Here is a 15,184-nt window from a genome sequence, read left to right as displayed (position 1 = left end):
CGTGTCCCGGGGTACGCGGCAGGGGTCCAATTGGGCGCCGATCTTCGGGGTCCGGGGCGGATGTCGGTGCCGGGCCGTAGGCTGGCCGGGTGTCCAAATCGCCGGTGAGAGCGCAGGCCGAGGGGGCTGGACGGGTGGTTGCACGTCGCGATTCCGCCGTGGGCGAACAGAGCCCCGATGGCGGTAAGAAAACTGCGAAGAAGGCGGCGGAAGAGACGAAAGGTACGGCTGGCGCGAAGAGGGCCGCGCCGGTGAAGAACGCGGCATCCGCCGAGACGGCGGCACCCGCGAAGAAGGCGCAGTCCGCCAAGAAGGCCACGTCGTCCAAGAAGGCCGTGGCCGCCAAGAAGGCCGCGTCCTCCAAGAAGGCCGTGGCCGCCAAGAAGGCCCCGCCCGTGCGGAAGGCCGCCCGCGCCAAGAAGCCCGCCGTCGTGCCCAAGAAGGCCACCGCGGCCGTCCGGGGCGTCGCGCCCGCCAAGGAGGCCGCCGCCGAGCCGCCGCCCGGCGAGTCCCGTACGGCCCTGGTCCGCCGCGCCCGCCGCATCAACCGCGAGCTCGCCGAGGTCTACCCGTACGCCCACCCCGAACTGGACTTCGACAACCCGTTCCAGCTCCTGGTGGCCACGGTCCTGTCCGCGCAGACCACCGACCTGCGCGTCAACCAGACGACGCCCGCCCTCTTCGCGAAGTACCCCACCCCCGAGGACCTGGCCGCCGCCAACCCCGAGGAGGTCGAGGAGATCCTCCGGCCCTGCGGTTTCTTCCGGGCCAAGACCAAGTCGGTGACAGGGCTCTCCCGAGCCCTGACGGAGGACTTCGGCGGCGAGGTCCCCGGCCGCCTGGAGGACCTCGTCAAACTGCCCGGCGTCGGCCGCAAGACCGCCTTCGTGGTGCTCGGCAACGCCTTCGGCCGCCCCGGCATCACCGTGGACACGCACTTCCAGCGCCTGGTGCGGCGCTGGCGGTGGACCGAGGAGACCGACCCGGACCGGATCGAGGCGGCCGTGGGCGGGCTCTTCCCCAAGTCCGACTGGACGGACCTCTCCCACCACGTCATCTGGCACGGCCGCCGCATCTGCCACGCCCGCAAGCCCGCCTGCGGCGCCTGCCCCATCGCCCCGCTCTGCCCGGCCTACGGCGAGGGCGAGACGGACCCGGAGAAGGCGAAGAAGCTGCTGAAGTACGAGAAGGGCGGGCTGCCCGGCCAGCGCCTGAAGCCGCCGCAGGCCTATCTGGACGCGGGCGGGCGGCCGGCGCCGCCGCTGGGGGCCGGATGACGGAACGATCTCGGGGGCGCCGGGCGTTGGACACGGCAGAACGGGGGTGGCGATGACGCGCGCGAGCAACAGGGAAGGCGTGGCGCTCGACAAGGAGGGCCTGCCGGGCTGGCTGGAGCCCGTCGTGCGCGCCGCCGAGTCGGTGCAGCCCGGCCAGCTCAGCCGCTTCCTGCCGCCGGCCGACGGCGCGGGGCGCCAGTCCGCCGTGCTGATCCTGTTCGGCGAGGGGAGAAGAGGCCCGGAGCTGCTGCTCATGGAGCGGGCCGGCTCCCTGCGCTCGCACGCCGGCCAGCCGTCCTTCCCCGGCGGCGCCCTCGACCCGGAGGACGGCGACCCGCTGGGCGAGGGCCCGTTGCGGGCCGCCCTGCGCGAGGCGGAGGAGGAGACCGGCCTCGACCCGGCGGGCGTGCAGCTCTTCGGGGTCCTGCCGAAGCTGTACATCCCGGTCAGCGGCTTCGTCGTCACCCCTGTCCTGGCCTGGTGGCGCGAGCCCAGCCCGGTCGGCGTCGTCGACCCGAACGAGACCGCCCGGGTCTTCACGGTCCCCGTGGCGGATCTCACGGACCCCGCCAACCGGGCGACGGCCGTCCATCCCCGAGGCCACCGGGGACCGGCATTCCTGGTCGAATCGGCCCTGGTGTGGGGCTTCACGGCCGGGGTCATCGACCGGTTGCTGCACTTCGCGGGCTGGGAGCGGCCCTGGGACCGGGACAGGCAGGTCCCGCTGGACTGGCACGCATGACAAGGTGGGCGCGGTGCCCTGCCGACCGGGGAGCGACCCCCGGGGCTCCGGCACGGCTGAAGCGAGCGGAATGACGAGGCGAGGCTAGAAGCGGTGAACGTGCTGGACATCCTGTTGCTGGTCGCCGCCGTCTGGTTCGCGATCGTCGGCTATCGCCAGGGCTTCGTCGTCGGCATCCTGTCGGTGATCGGCTTCCTGGGCGGTGGCCTGATCGCCGTCTACGTCCTGCCCGTCATCTGGGACGCCCTGACGGACAACGCCGAGGTGAGCACCACCGCCGCGGTCGTCGCGGTGGTCGTCGTCATAGTCTGCGCATCCGTCGGCCAGGCCCTGACCACCCACCTCGGCAACAAGCTGCGCCGGTACATCACCTGGTCCCCGGCCCGCGCCCTGGACGCCACCGGCGGCGCCCTGGTCAACGTGGTCGCCATGCTGCTGGTCGCCTGGCTGATCGGCTCGGCCATCGCCGGCACCACGCTGCCCACACTCGGCAAGGAGGTGCGCAGCTCCAAGGTGCTGCTGGGCGTCTCCCGGGCACTGCCCGCGCAGGCCGACACCTGGTTCGCGGACTTTTCCTCCGTCCTCGCGCAGAACGGCTTCCCCCAGGTCTTCAGCCCGTTCTCCGACGAGCCCATCACCGAGGTGCAGCCCCCGGACCCGGCGCTGGCGGGCAGCCCGGTCGCCGTCCGCGCCCAGCGCTCCATCGTCAAGGTCATGGGCACGGCACCCAGTTGCGGCAAGGTCCTGGAGGGCACCGGCTTCGTCTTCGCCGAGCGGCGCGTGATGACCAACGCGCACGTCGTGGGCGGCGTGGACGAGCCCACGGTGCAGATAGGCGGTGAGGGCCGCAAGTACGACGCGACGGTCGTGCTCTACGACTGGGAGCGCGACATCGCCGTTCTCGACGTGCCCGACCTGTCGGCGCCCGCGCTGAAGTTCACCACCGAGGACGCCGGCAGCGGCGACAGCGCGATCGTCGCCGGCTTCCCGGAGAACGGCGCGTACGACGTCCGCTCGGCGCGCGTGCGCGGCCGCATAACGGCCAACGGCCCGGACATCTACCACCGCGGCACCGTCCGCCGCGACGTCTACTCGCTGTACGCGACGGTCCGCCAGGGCAACTCCGGCGGCCCGCTGCTCACACCCGAGGGCGAGGTCTACGGCGTGGTGTTCGCCAAGTCCCTCGACGACGCCGAGACGGGCTACGCGCTCACCGCCGACGAGATCCAGGAGGACATCGCCAAGGGCCGCACCGCCAACCGGCAGGTGGACAGCGACAGCTGCGCGCTGTAGGCGCGACGGCGGTCCGGAAGCCGGCCCGGATGCGGTCCGGGCGGGGGAGCGTAGGCCGGGCGGGGGTCAGCCCCGCGGGTGACGCAGGCGTACGGAGACCCAGCGGGCGCGGCGGCGCAGGATGCGCGGGATGCCCACTCGGAGGTCCGTGCCCGCCAGTTGCGGGGTCGTGGCCTGCTGAGGGGAGCTCATGCCGCTCGCAGCGCGGCGATTGCGTACTACGTCGTTGTAGTCGTGCGTCCAGCCCATACCCCGACGTGTGCCCCCGCCCCAAGGTCGATAACCGCTTCCGGCGCGGCCAATTGGCCTATGCGTCAGGCAATTGGCAGTTCATAGGACAAGCACTCCGGTCGGGGCGTGGGACGCAGTGCGGGACGGAGCGTGGGACGGGCTCAGCGATCGGGCTCGGGGTCCTTGAGCCAGTTGATGAGTTCGGCGGAGAACGCCACCGGGTCCTCCTCGTGCGGGAAGTGCCCGAGTCCGTCGAACAGCCGCCAGCGGTAGGGCGCTTCGACGTATTCCCCGGACCCGGCCGCGCTGCGGGTCCGCAGCACCGGGTCGAGCGAGCCGTGCAGATGCAGCGTCGGCACCCGGACCGGCCGCTTCATCCGGCGGTAGAACTGGACACCGTCGGGACGCGCGAGGGAGCGCACCAGCCACCGGTACGGCTCGACCGAGCAGTGCGCCGTGGACGGGATGCACATGGCCCGCCGGTACGCCTCCACCGCCTCGTCCTCCAGCGGACGCGGCCCCGACCACTCGCGGATCAGCTCGCCCACGAGCGCGCCGTCGTCCGCGGTCAGCCGGCGCTCCGGGATCCACGGCCGCTGGAACCCCCAGATGTGGGAGCCCGCCCGGGTCTGCCGGACGTCGGAGAGCATCGCCGAGCGCCAGCGCCGCGGGTGCGGCATCGACACCACCGCGAGCCGCCGTACGAGCTTGGGGCGCATCGCGGCGGCCGTCCACGCCAGATAGCCGCCCAGGTCGTGGCCGACCAGCGCGGCGTCCGGCTCGCCCAGGGAGCGGATCACGCCGGTGACGTCGAGGGCGAGGCCCGCCGGGTCGTAGCCGCGCGGGGTCCGGTCGCTGCCGCCGACGCCGCGCAGGTCCATGGCGACCGCGCGGAAGCCCGCGTCGGCGAGCGCGACCAGCTGGTGCCGCCAGGTCCACCAGAACTGCGGGAAACCGTGCAGCAGCAGTACCAGCGGCCCGTCGCCCAGCTCGGCGATGTGGAAGCGGGCGCCGTTGGCGGCGACGTCCCGGTGGATCACCTCGCGTCCGCCGGGGACATCGAGCCGTACGACCGAGGCGGGTCGCCCCGAAGGAGTGGCGGGTTCCGTCATGAGGATGAGCGTGCCACAGCCTCGATGGCCTCGGGGGCGCGGTCCTGCACCAGCTCCGGGCGCTCGGGCCGCGGGTGCGGCTTGGCCTTCTGGAGCACGCCCGCCGACTGCTTGACGGAGGCGGCGACCTTCTGCGGGCCGCGGCCCTTCTTGGCCTTCTTGGCGAAGACGACGCCGATCAGCGCGAGCAGGCCCGCGATCAGCACGTTCGCCAGGAAGGACAGCAGGAAGCACAGGGCGAGGTTCCAGCCGCTCCAGGTGCGGATGCCGTAGGCGAGGGCGAAGTTCAGCATGGGCAGCGAGAACACCAGGACGGCGCCCGCCAGCGAGAACGCGCCACCGCTGGTCGCACCGCGCTTGACGTCCTGCCTGAGCTGCGCCTTCGCCAGGGCGATCTCGTCGTGCACCAGCGCCGACAATTCGGTGGTCGCCGAGGCGAACAGCTGGCCGATGCTGCGTTCGGTGCCGACCGGGCTGCCGTCGGGTGCGCTCATCGCGGTCTCCCTCTTCTGCTGGCTTGTCTGGCGTACGGTCCGCGACGGCCGTCGTCCCGCCGGACGGCGGAGCACTCCGTCATGTGTACCGTCTGGTCAGATCATGCCGGACCGTCGCCCTCATCGCCTGCCCCGCCGCCCACTTCGGCAAGCCCGTGCCCCTCCTGTGTCTTCTCCTGGGCGATCCTGCGGTGCTCGGCGGCCTTGCGCTCGTGGATCTCGGCCATCCGCAGGTGGTACGCCGGGTCGTCCTCCTCGTACACGTCCGGGATGCCGCTGAGGTCGTCGTCGCGCTCCTCCTCCTGGATCATCTTCCGGTACTTGGCGTTGCGTATCTTCAGCAGCACCGTCGCGAGGACCGCCGCGATCAGCGAACCGCACAGGACGGCCGCCTTGATCTCCTCGGTCATCACCGCGTCGCCCTCGAAGGCCAGCTCGCCGATCAGCAGCGACACCGTGAAGCCGATGCCGGCCAGCGCGGCCACCGCGAACACGTCGGCCCAGGCCAGGTCGTCGCTCAGCGAGGCCTTGGTGAACCGGGCGGTCAGCCAGGTGCCGCCGAAGATGCCGAACGTCTTGCCGAGGACCAGTCCGAGGACCACACCGAGCGTCTCCGGCTTGGTGAACACGTCGCCGAGGGCTCCGCCGGAGACCGAGACACCCGCGCTGAACAGCGCGAACAGCGGCACGGCCAGCCCCGCCGAGACGGGGCGCACGAGGTGCTCGATGTGCTCGCCGAGGGAGTGCTCCTCGCCCTCGCGGCGGTGGCAGCGCAGCATCAGGCCCATGGCGACACCCGCGATCGTGGCGTGGATGCCGCTGTTGTACACCAGTGCCCAGATGACCACGGCCAGCGGGATGTAGATGTACCAGCCGCGCACGCCCTTGCGCAGCAGCAGCCAGAAGACCAGCAGGCCGGCGACGGCGCCGCCGAGCGCGGCGAAGTTCAGCGAGTCGGTGAAGAAGACCGCGATGATCATGATCGCGAAGAGGTCGTCGACCACGGCGAGCGTCAGCAGGAAGGCGCGCAGCGCGCTCGGCAGGGACGTGCCGATGACCGCCAGCACGGCCAGCGCGAAGGCGATGTCGGTGGCGGTGGGCACGGCCCAGCCGGCCAGCGAGCCCCCGCCACTGGCGGCGGTGAAGGTGTAGACGAGGGCCGGTACGGCCATTCCGCACAGCGCCGCCACCACGGGCAGCGCGGCGGCCTTCGGGTCGCGCAGGTCACCGGCGACCAGTTCGCGCTTGAGCTCGATACCGGCGACGAAGAAGAAGATCGCGAGGAGTCCGTCGGCGGCCCAGTGCGCGACCGACAGGTCCAGGCCGAGGGAGGCGGGGCCGAAGTGGAAGTGGCTGACGCTCTCGTAGCTGTCCTGGATCGCCGGTATGTTCGCCCAGACCAGGGCGGCGACCGCGGCGACCAGCAGCAGTACCCCGCCGACGGTCTCGGTGCGCAGGGCTTCCGCGACGAAGTTGCGCTCGGGAAGGGAGAGCCGTCCGAAGACCTTGCGGGGAGTGGGGCGGGGCGCGGTCACGAGGTAAACCTCCGGTGGGTGGGCAGCACGGGACACATGCCGACCAGACTTCCCGGCGCACCATGAGGTTCTTGTTGTCTCTTTTAACGCGGTCCTTAGCTTACCTAATGTGCGGGCCGGCGGTCGGATGATCTCTTCTGCCTATGATCCGCACGTGGCGCGGGGCACCCGGCGTGTTCTCGCCGAGTGCCCCGTGAGCAGGCAGTTCAGTCCTGACGTGCCCTGCGGTCCGGGCTCTCATTCCGCCCGGGCCCTGCTCAGTCCTCGCTGGGCGCCGCCGGGAGCTTGGACTGGATCAGGTCCATGACGGTGGAGTCGGTCAGCGTGGTGACGTCACCGAGCTGGCGGTTTTCCGCCACGTCCCGCAGCAGCCGGCGCATGATCTTGCCCGAGCGGGTCTTCGGCAGCTCCGCCACCGGCAGGACGCGCTTGGGCTTGGCGATCGGGCCGAGCGTGGCGCCGACGTGGTTGCGCAGCTCCGCCACCAGGTCCTCGGTCTCCGCAGCCGTACCGCGCAGGATCACGAAGGCCACGATGGCCTGCCCGGTCGTCTCGTCGGCGGCGCCGACCACGGCGGCCTCGGCGACCGACGGGTGGGAGACCAGCGCGGACTCCACCTCCGTGGTGGAGATGTTGTGTCCGGAGACCAGCATCACGTCGTCCACCCGGCCGAGCAGCCAGATGTCCCCGTCCTCGTCCTTCTTGGCGCCGTCACCCGCGAAATACTTGCCTTCGAAACGCGACCAGTAGGTGTCGATGAAGCGCTGGTCGTCACCCCAGATGGTGCGCAGCATCGACGGCCACGGCTCGGTGAGGACCAGGTAGCCACCGCCGCCGTTCGGCACCTCGTTGGCCTCGTCGTCGACGACGGTCGCGGAGATGCCGGGCAGCGGACGCTGCGCGGAGCCGGGCTTGGCCTCGGTCACCCCCGGCAGCGGCGTGATCATCATGGCGCCGGTCTCGGTCTGCCACCAGGTGTCGACGACCGGGGTGGTGTCCGCGCCGATGTTCTTGCGGTACCAGACCCAGGCCTCGGGGTTGATCGGCTCGCCCACCGAGCCGAGCACCCGCAGGCTGCTCAGGTCGTACTTGGCGGGGATGTCGTCGCCCCACTTCATGAACGTCCGGATCGCCGTGGGCGCGGTGTAGAGGATGGAGACCTTGTACTTCTGCACGATCTCCCAGAACCGGCCCTGGTGCGGGGTGTCGGGCGTGCCCTCGTACATGACCTGTGTGGCGCCGTTGGCCAGCGGGCCGTAGACGATGTACGAGTGCCCGGTGACCCAGCCGACGTCGGCGGTGCACCAGTACACGTCGGTCTCCGGCTTGAGGTCGAAGACCGCCCAGTGGGTATACGACGTCTGCGTCAGGTAGCCGCCGGAGGTGTGCAGGATGCCCTTCGGCTTCCCCGTCGTACCGGACGTGTACAGGATGAACAGCGGGTGCTCGGCCTCGAACGCCTCCGGCGTGTGCTCGGCCGGCTGGCGGTCCACGAGCTCGTGCCACCACTGGTCGCGCGTGTCGTTCCAGGCGACGTCCTGCCCGGTGCGGCGGACGACGAGCACGTGCTCGACGCTGCCCGCGCGCTCGACCGCCTCGTCGACGGCCGGCTTGAGCGCGGACGGCTTGCCGCGCCGGTAACCGCCGTCGGCGGTGATCACGACCCGAGCGTCGGCGTCCTGGATACGGGTCGCGAGCGCGTCGGAGGAGAAGCCGCCGAAGACCACCGAGTGGGCGGCGCCGATCCGGGCGCAGGCCAGCATGGCGACCGCCGTCTCCGGGATCATCGGCATGTAGACCGCGACCCGGTCGCCCTTGCGCACGCCCAGCTCCAGCAGGGCGTTGGCGGCCTTGCTGACCTCGTCCTTGAGCTGGGCGTAAGTGATCGCACGGCTGTCGCCGGGCTCGCCCTCGAAGTGGATGGCGACGCGGTCGCCGTGACCGGCCTCGACATGCCGGTCCACGCAGTTGTACGCGACGTTGAGCTCGCCGTCCTGGAACCACTTGGCGAACGGCGGGTTGGACCAGTCGAGCGTCTCGGTCGGTTCCTTCGCCCAGGTCAGCCGGCGGGCCTGCTCGGCCCAGAAGCCGAGCCTGTCAGCCTTGGCCTGTTCATACGCCTCTGCCGTGACGTTGGCGTTCGCGGCCAGGTCAGCGGGCGGCGCGAACCTGCGCTCTTCGCGGAGCAGGTTGGCCAGGCTTTCGTTGCTCACGACATCTCCCTTTCTCAGGGTGTCCGTTGTGTCCCAGGCCACAGCTCATCAGACCGGACGGTCCGGTGACAAGGGCCGACCGGAAATTGGTGTAGACCTGTTGCTGCCAGGCTCGTCTGCGACGGCGCCCGGCGTCGCGGGTTCATCCGTACCCACGGACGCCGGGCGCTTGGAGTTCACTCCTTACCCGCTGCCGACGGGTCGGTCCGTCCCGACCGCCGACAGGTCGCTCCGTCCGGCGGTCTTCTCCGTCGCTTCGGTCTTCTCCGTCCCCTCGGTCTCCCGGACCAGGGTGAACACTCCGTCGCCCTCCTTCTCCGTCAGGAGGTACGCCTGCGCCTCTCCCACGTGGAAGTACATGCCGTGCAGCTTCAGCTCACCCTCCCGCAGGGCCCGGGCCACCGCGTCGTGGGCGCGCAGGTGCTCCAGTTGCTGCACCACGTTGGTCAGGCACAGCTGCTCGACGGCGTCGGCGGGCCGGCGTCCGGCCAGCCGGGCCCAGGAGCCGTCGTCGCCGGTCAGGCGCTCCAGGCTCGGCAGGGCGTGCCGCAGCCACCGCTTGAGCGGGGTCTGCGCGCCCGAGGGGTCGGCGTTGAGCAGCGCCTGCATGGCACCGCAGCCGGAGTGTCCGCACACGGTGATGGACCGGATCTTCAGCACGTCCACCGCGTACTCGATCGCGGCGGCCACCGAGTCGTCGCCGCTCTCCTCCCCGGGCAGCGGCACGAGGTTGCCGACGTTGCGCACCACGAACAGGTCGCCGGGACCACTGGAAGTGATCATCGAGGTGACCAGCCGGGAGTCGGCGCACGTCAGGAACAGCTGCGAGGGCCGCTGTCCTTCGCGTGCCAGCCGGGACAGTTCGTCGCGCACCAGCGGGGCGGTGTTGCGCTGGAAGGCGCTGATGCCGCGCGCCAGTTCCTGTCCGCCGGTTTCACCGGCTCCGCTGCGGCCCGGACCGGACGGCGTGGTGGACTGGGCGGGCTCGCACTGGTGGTTGCGCCAGGCCGTCCAGGGGCGGCAGCGGCACTTGCCGGACTCGTCGGGCTCGGAGATGCGCGTGCCGGGGCGGCGCCCGGTGATGTCGACCGAGCCGCCCTGCGCGGTGTGCGTCTTCTGCCAGTCCTGCAACGTCTCGTACGCGGCGTGGTCCATGAAGGACCCGTCCAATTCCACGACGACGTCCGCGCCGTGGGGCACGAGGTGCAGGGCCCGGCTCAGCCGGGGCACCGCCAGGAACGTCAACTGGCCTCGTACGTGTACGTGATGGACTCCTTCCCTCTCGTCGTGCGTGATGCGGGTGCGGGTCAGGCGGTGCAGGGCGACGCCGACGGCCACGGCGATGCCCAGGGCGACGCCCTCCAGGACGCCGAAGGTCACCACGCCGCCCGTGGTGGCCACGTACACCAGCACCTCGCGGTGGCGGGTCACCGTACGGATGTGGTGCAGGGACACCATCGTGATGCCGATGGACATGACCAGGGCGGCGAGCGAGGCGAGGGGGATGAGCTCCAGGGCCGGGACCATCAACAGCGTGGCGATCACTACGAGAACGCCGTGCAGCATCGTGGAGTTCCGGCTGACGGCGCCCGCGTTCACGTTCGCGGTGCTGCGCACGGCGACGCCGGCGATGGGCAGTCCGCCCAGGGAGCCGGAGACGATGTTGGCGGCGCCCTGGCCCAGCAGTTCGCGGTCGAGGTCGGAGCGGGTGACCCGCCCGGACAGGTCCGGCCGGGCGGCCACCAGCTTGTCCACGGCGACCGCGCCGAGCAGCGACTGGACGCTGCACACCAGCGTGATGGTCAGGACGGCGGCGACGAGGCCCAGCACGGGGCCGTCGGGCAGCGCGGCCAGGGCGTGGCTGTTCCAGGACGGCAGGTCGACCTTGGGCAGGCGCAGCCCGGCCACGGCCGCGACCGCGGTGGACCCGGCGACGGCGACGAGCGCGGCCGGGACCTTGCGGAGCGCGGCCCCGAACCGGCCGGGCAGCCGTGGCCAGAGCAGCAGCAGGGCCAGGGTCAGTGCGCTCACGGACAGGGCGGCCGGGTGCAGGGCGGCCAACTGGGCGGGCAGTGCCCGCAGGTTGTCGGGCACGGAGCTCTGCGGGGTGCCGCCGAGGACGATGTGCAGCTGGGCGACGGCGATGGTGACCCCGATGCCGGCGAGCATGCCGTGCACGATGGCGGGGCTGACGGCCAGCGCGGTGCGCGCCACGCGAAGGCAGCCCAGGCCGAGCTGGGAGATGCCCGCGAGGACGGTGATCGCACAGGTCGCGCGCCATCCGTACTGCTGGATGAGGTCGGCGGTGACCACCGTGAGGCCGGCGGCGGGCCCGCTGACCTGGAGCGGGCAGCCGCCGAGCCGGCCGACGACGATCCCGCCCACGGCGGCGGCGACGAGGCCGGCCTGGAGGGGTGCGCCGGTGGCGAGGGCGATGCCCAGGGACAGGGGGAGGGCGATCAGGAAGACCGCGATCGAGGCCGACACGTCGGCGCCGGCGATGCGGAACCGGCGGCGGTGCGGCGGACTGTGGGGTGGGTGGACACGATCGGTCCGGGCCGAGTCGTCGGCACGAGTGGGGACGCAGGCGGACATGTTCTCCCGTCTCCTCCGGGGCTGCGCGGTCGCGGTTCGTGGGGGACCCCCGCGGTGCGGGGGTGTCGCGGCCGTGGGTCACGGCGTACAGCGGCGGGATGCAGGAGCGCATGACGAGTCGCACATGAGGGCGATTCGTGAATACGCTCAGTAAATGGATCGTAATGCAGAGTAAAAGGCGAGCATAGATATTCCACGCAAATGGCCTAATGCCCTGCTCAGATGAGTGAATCAGCTATTTGATCGGCTTGTCGTACTAATTCCTTCTCGGTCCCGTGCGACCTTGGCCGCGCTGACGGCACCTCCCGGCACAGCACCCGACATCGCTCTCATCAGCGTTGGCCCGAGAGAAGGAAGAAGGTGGGCGGAACATGGCCGCCACCCACAGGATCGCCGCGGGCACCGCGATCGCAGCGGTCTGCGCCGCATCGCTCGCCGGCTGCGGAACCGGCACGGATTCCGGGGAAGGGGCGCACGGCCCGCAGAAGGAGAAGCAGGCCCCCGCGCCCAAGAGCGCCATCCGGCTGATCGGTGACGGCTCCACGGCGTACACCGGAGCACAGCCGCACCTGCCGAAGCCCGAACGTCTCAAGCCCGGCCGGAAGCCCCCGCAGTTCGTGGTGTTCTCCTGGGACGGCGCGGGGGAGGACAGCCAGAAGCTGTTCTCCCACTTCCGCAAGGTGGCCAAAGAGAACAACGCGACGATGACCTACTTCCTGAGCGGCGTGTACATGCTGCCGGAGGAGAAGCGGGACCAGTACCGGCCGCCCCAGCACTCCCCCGGCAGTTCCGACATCGGCTTCAACGACGCGGAGGGCATCGCCGACACCGTCGAGCAGCTGCGCCTGGCCTGGCTCGAGGGCAACGAGATCGGCACCCACTTCAACGGCCACTTCTGCGGCGAGGGCCGCGGGGTCGGCGAGTGGTCGGTGGAGGACTGGAAGGACGAGATCGCCCAGGCCAAGCGGTTCGTGAAGACCTGGAAGACCAACACCGGCATGAAGAACGCGGCACCGCTGCCCTTCGACTACGACAAGGAGCTGATCGGCGCCCGCACTCCGTGCCTGGAGGGCCAGGAGAACTTCATGAAGGCCGCCGCCGACCTCGGATTCCGCTACGACACCAGCGGCGTCAGGAACCAGGTCTGGCCCGACAAGAAGCACGGCCTGTGGGACGTGTCCATGCAGCTCGTGCCGTTCCCCGGGCACACCTTCGAGCAGCTCACCATGGACTACAACTTCATGGTCAACCAGTCGGGCACCACCACCCAGGGCGACCCTGCCAAGCACGAGCTGTGGGGCGACCAGATGCGCGACGGCCTGCTCCAGGGCTTCTACCGCGCCTACGACGGCAACCGCGCCCCGCTGATCATCGGCAACCACTTCGAGTCCTGGAACGGCGGCACCTACATGCGGGCCGTCGAGGAGGTCATCGAGGAGGTGTGCACCAAGGAGGACGTGCGCTGCGTCTCCTTCCGGCAGCTCGTGGACTGGCTGGACGCCCAGGACCCCAAGGTGCTGGAGAAGCTGCGCACCCTGAAGGTCGGCGAGGCCCCCGAGCAGGGCTGGGCGTCCTTCCTGTCGGCCGACCCGGCCCCGGCGCCGAAGGGCGTACCCGGGGCGCCGGCGGCCAAGGAGTAGCTCAGGCGGGCGTCGCGGTGGTGACCTTCTCGCCGAGCACGAAGCCGGGGTCGACCTGGGCCGCCAGGTCGGCGCCGGTGCGCTCGTCGCCCCAGCTGCGGGCGTTCTTCAGATGGAAGTGCACCATCTGCTCCGTGTAGCGCGCCCAGTCCCGCTGTCCGTACGTCACGTCGACGGCCGTCTGGAGCAGGCGCAGCGCGCGGCGGTTGGCGTCCTCCAGCAGGGCGAACCGGGGCGGCCGGCCCTTCTCCATGGCACGCACCCAGTCCGAGTGCCCGACCGTGACGAGCAGGTCGTCCCCGACCTCGGCGCGCAGGAAGTCGAGGTCGTCCGGGCCCTGCACCTTGTTGCCGATCACCTGGAGGGTGACGCCGTAGTCCCGGGCGTACTCCTTGTACTGGCGATAGACGGAGACCCCCTTCCGGGTCGGCTCGGCGACGAGGAACGTGATGTCGAAGCGGGTGAACATGCCGGAGGCGAACGAGTCCGAGCCGGCCGTCATGTCGACCACGACGTACTCGTCACGGCCGTCGACCAGGTGGTTGAGGCACAGCTCCACCGCTCCGGTCTTGGAGTGGTAGCAGGCGACTCCCAGGTCGGCGTCCGTGAAGGGCCCGGTGACCATCAAACGGACCGTGTCCCCGTCGAGTTCCACCGGGCGCGCGCAGGCGTCGTACACCGGGTTGTCCTCGCGCACCCGCAGCAGCCGGGAGCCCTCGCCGGGCGGAGTCGTCTTGATCATCGTCTCGGTGGACGCGATGCGCGGGTTGTCACCGCGCAGGTAGTCCTTGATCAGCCGGAGGTGGTCGCCCATCGCGGGCAGTCCGGCCGCCTCCGCCTCGTCGAGGCCGAGCGCGGCACCCAGGTGCTGGTTGATGTCGGCGTCGATGGCGACGACGGGCGCGCCGGTGGCGGCGAGGTGGCGGATGAACAGGGAGGACAGGGTGGTCTTGCCGCTGCCGCCCTTCCCGACGAAAGCAATTTTCATGTTCACCAAGCGTAGTGCCGCGATGCCGGTGCGTGGTGGACGGTCGTGAAGAAGACCACTCCATCGTGGGGTGGGCCCCATGGGTGCGTAGGGTCGTACCCATGAGTACGACAGGCGCGAACGCCGATCCGCTCGCGGCCCTGGGCGCGCTGCCCGGTGTGGCCGAGTCCGTGGAATCCGTGCGCACGTCCGTGGACCGGGTCTACGGCCACCGGATCATGCGGCGCCGCAGCAACGAGATCACCTCCGAGGCGGCGCTGCGCGGCGCGCGCGGCTCGGCGGCGCTGTCCGGTGCGGACTGGGCCCTGGAGGAGGTGCGCCGGCGTACCGACTTCAGCACCGACGACGAGGCGCGCACCATGGGTGCGGCACTCCGGCTGACCGCCGAGGCGGGGCAACTGCTCTCCATCTGGCGGCAGTCGCCGCTGCGGGTGCTGGCCCGGCTGCACCTGGTGGCGGCGGCCGATCAGGGTGAGGCGGTGGGGCGGCCCCGGCAGGCGGGCGAACCGGTGGACGAGCCGCTGGTCGAGCTGCCGCTGCCGAGCGCCGAGGAGACGCACGGCAGGCTGGAGGGACTGGCCGAGCTGATCGTCGCGGGCAGTTCCGCGCCGGCCCTCGTGACCGCCGCGGTGGTGCATGGCGAGCTGCTGGCGCTGCGCCCCTTCGTCTCCCACAACGGCTTGGTCGCGCGCGCGGCGGAGCGGATCGTGCTGATCGGCAGCGGTCTGGACCCCAAGTCGGTGTGCCCCGCGGAGGTCGGCCACGCGGAGCTGGGGCGGGCGGCCTACCTGGCGGCCCTGGAGGGCTATGTCTCCGGTACGCCGCAGGGCATGGCCGCGTGGATCGCCCACTGCGGCAAGGCGGTCGGGCTGGGCGCGCGGGAGTCGACGGCGGTGTGCGAGGCGTTGCAGCGCGGCGCGGCCTGAGCGGTCCGGTTCGATCGGCGCGGCCTGAGCGGTGCGGCCCGAGCGAGCCCCCGGGGCTTGCGGTCCGTGGCGCGAAGATGCGGCGGTACGAGTCCTCGTACCGCCGCTGGCATGCACACCGGGGTACCAAGCGTCCTC

General features: G+C 71.2%; 12 protein-coding genes. 5 read left to right on the top strand and 7 right to left on the bottom strand.

Features of this window, described 5'->3' with window-relative positions; genetic code table 11:
* Positions 1-251 precede the first annotated feature (251 nt).
* The 3 genes from nth (at position 252) to ACZ45Q_RS08430 (ending at position 3,312) form a co-directional block, all read left to right on the top strand.
* Positions 252-1,277, top strand: a complete 1,026-nt coding sequence (gene nth / locus ACZ45Q_RS08440) for an endonuclease III (RefSeq protein ID WP_468256810.1) — start codon at positions 252-254, stop codon at positions 1,275-1,277.
* Positions 1,278-1,329: 52 nt separating this feature from the next.
* A complete protein-coding gene (locus ACZ45Q_RS08435) occupies positions 1,330-2,019 on the top strand; it encodes an NUDIX hydrolase (protein WP_468256808.1) in 690 nt (229 codons plus the stop codon).
* A gap of 93 nt (positions 2,020-2,112) precedes the next feature.
* Positions 2,113-3,312, top strand: coding sequence for a MarP family serine protease (locus tag ACZ45Q_RS08430; protein ID WP_468256805.1), 1,200 nt, complete (start codon positions 2,113-2,115; stop codon positions 3,310-3,312).
* 66 nt (positions 3,313-3,378) lie between these two features.
* On the opposite strand, the gene ACZ45Q_RS08425 is transcribed toward ACZ45Q_RS08430, so the two are convergent.
* The 6 genes from ACZ45Q_RS08425 to ACZ45Q_RS08400 form a co-directional block, all read right to left on the bottom strand.
* On the bottom strand, positions 3,379-3,561 hold the full coding sequence (locus tag ACZ45Q_RS08425) for a hypothetical protein (RefSeq protein WP_468256803.1): 183 nt from the start codon (positions 3,559-3,561) through the stop codon (positions 3,379-3,381).
* Positions 3,562-3,704: 143 nt separating this feature from the next.
* Positions 3,705-4,655: an alpha/beta fold hydrolase gene (locus tag ACZ45Q_RS08420; RefSeq protein ID WP_468256800.1), complete on the bottom strand. Its 951-nt coding sequence runs from the start codon at positions 4,653-4,655 to the stop codon at positions 3,705-3,707.
* Complete coding sequence (locus ACZ45Q_RS08415) at positions 4,652-5,149, bottom strand: phage holin family protein (protein WP_468256798.1); 498 nt, start codon at positions 5,147-5,149, stop codon at positions 4,652-4,654. The genes ACZ45Q_RS08420 and ACZ45Q_RS08415 overlap by 4 nt, the downstream gene beginning before the upstream one ends.
* Before the next feature lie 101 nt (positions 5,150-5,250).
* Positions 5,251-6,684, bottom strand: a complete 1,434-nt coding sequence (gene nhaA / locus ACZ45Q_RS08410) for a Na+/H+ antiporter NhaA (protein ID WP_468256795.1) — start codon at positions 6,682-6,684, stop codon at positions 5,251-5,253.
* Between the two features lie 257 nt (positions 6,685-6,941).
* Positions 6,942-8,897, bottom strand: a complete 1,956-nt coding sequence (gene acs / locus ACZ45Q_RS08405) for an acetate--CoA ligase (RefSeq protein WP_468256792.1) — start codon at positions 8,895-8,897, stop codon at positions 6,942-6,944.
* Between the two features lie 183 nt (positions 8,898-9,080).
* Complete coding sequence (locus ACZ45Q_RS08400; RefSeq protein ID WP_468256789.1) at positions 9,081-11,492, bottom strand: SulP family inorganic anion transporter; 2,412 nt, start codon at positions 11,490-11,492, stop codon at positions 9,081-9,083.
* A gap of 371 nt (positions 11,493-11,863) precedes the next feature.
* Between ACZ45Q_RS08400 and ACZ45Q_RS08395 the strand changes: the two genes are divergently transcribed.
* Positions 11,864-13,132 (top strand): polysaccharide deacetylase family protein, encoded by a 1,269-nt coding sequence (locus ACZ45Q_RS08395; RefSeq protein WP_468256786.1) that lies wholly within the window; start codon positions 11,864-11,866, stop codon positions 13,130-13,132.
* 1 nt (position 13,133) lies between these two features.
* On the opposite strand, the gene ACZ45Q_RS08390 is transcribed toward ACZ45Q_RS08395, so the two are convergent.
* Positions 13,134-14,120, bottom strand: coding sequence for an ATP-binding protein (locus tag ACZ45Q_RS08390; protein ID WP_468256783.1), 987 nt, complete (start codon positions 14,118-14,120; stop codon positions 13,134-13,136).
* Between the two features lie 101 nt (positions 14,121-14,221).
* Here ACZ45Q_RS08390 and ACZ45Q_RS08385 point away from each other — a divergent pair, with 101 nt between their 5' ends.
* A complete protein-coding gene (locus ACZ45Q_RS08385) occupies positions 14,222-15,046 on the top strand; it encodes a Fic family protein (protein WP_468256780.1) in 825 nt (274 codons plus the stop codon).
* Positions 15,047-15,184 lie beyond the last annotated feature (138 nt).

The sequence above is a fragment of the Streptomyces sp. NPDC031049 genome (assembly GCF_055571015.1).
The sequence above is the reverse complement of the archived record's forward strand: the minus strand, read 5'-3'. Positions and strand labels throughout refer to the sequence as shown.

Coding starts and splice junctions, on each gene's coding strand:
- ACZ45Q_RS08435 (WP_468256808.1), top strand. CDS start 1,330: ATGACGCGCGCGAGCAACAGGGAAGGCGTGGCGCTCGACAAGGAGGGC.
- ACZ45Q_RS08385 (WP_468256780.1), top strand. CDS start 14,222: ATGAGTACGACAGGCGCGAACGCCGATCCGCTCGCGGCCCTGGGCGCG.
- ACZ45Q_RS08425 (WP_468256803.1), bottom strand. CDS start 3,561: ATGGGCTGGACGCACGACTACAACGACGTAGTACGCAATCGCCGCGCT.
- ACZ45Q_RS08400 (WP_468256789.1), bottom strand. CDS start 11,492: ATGTCCGCCTGCGTCCCCACTCGTGCCGACGACTCGGCCCGGACCGAT.
- ACZ45Q_RS08420 (WP_468256800.1), bottom strand. CDS start 4,655: ATGACGGAACCCGCCACTCCTTCGGGGCGACCCGCCTCGGTCGTACGG.
- ACZ45Q_RS08395 (WP_468256786.1), top strand. CDS start 11,864: ATGGCCGCCACCCACAGGATCGCCGCGGGCACCGCGATCGCAGCGGTC.
- ACZ45Q_RS08415 (WP_468256798.1), bottom strand. CDS start 5,149: ATGAGCGCACCCGACGGCAGCCCGGTCGGCACCGAACGCAGCATCGGC.
- ACZ45Q_RS08390 (WP_468256783.1), bottom strand. CDS start 14,120: ATGAAAATTGCTTTCGTCGGGAAGGGCGGCAGCGGCAAGACCACCCTG.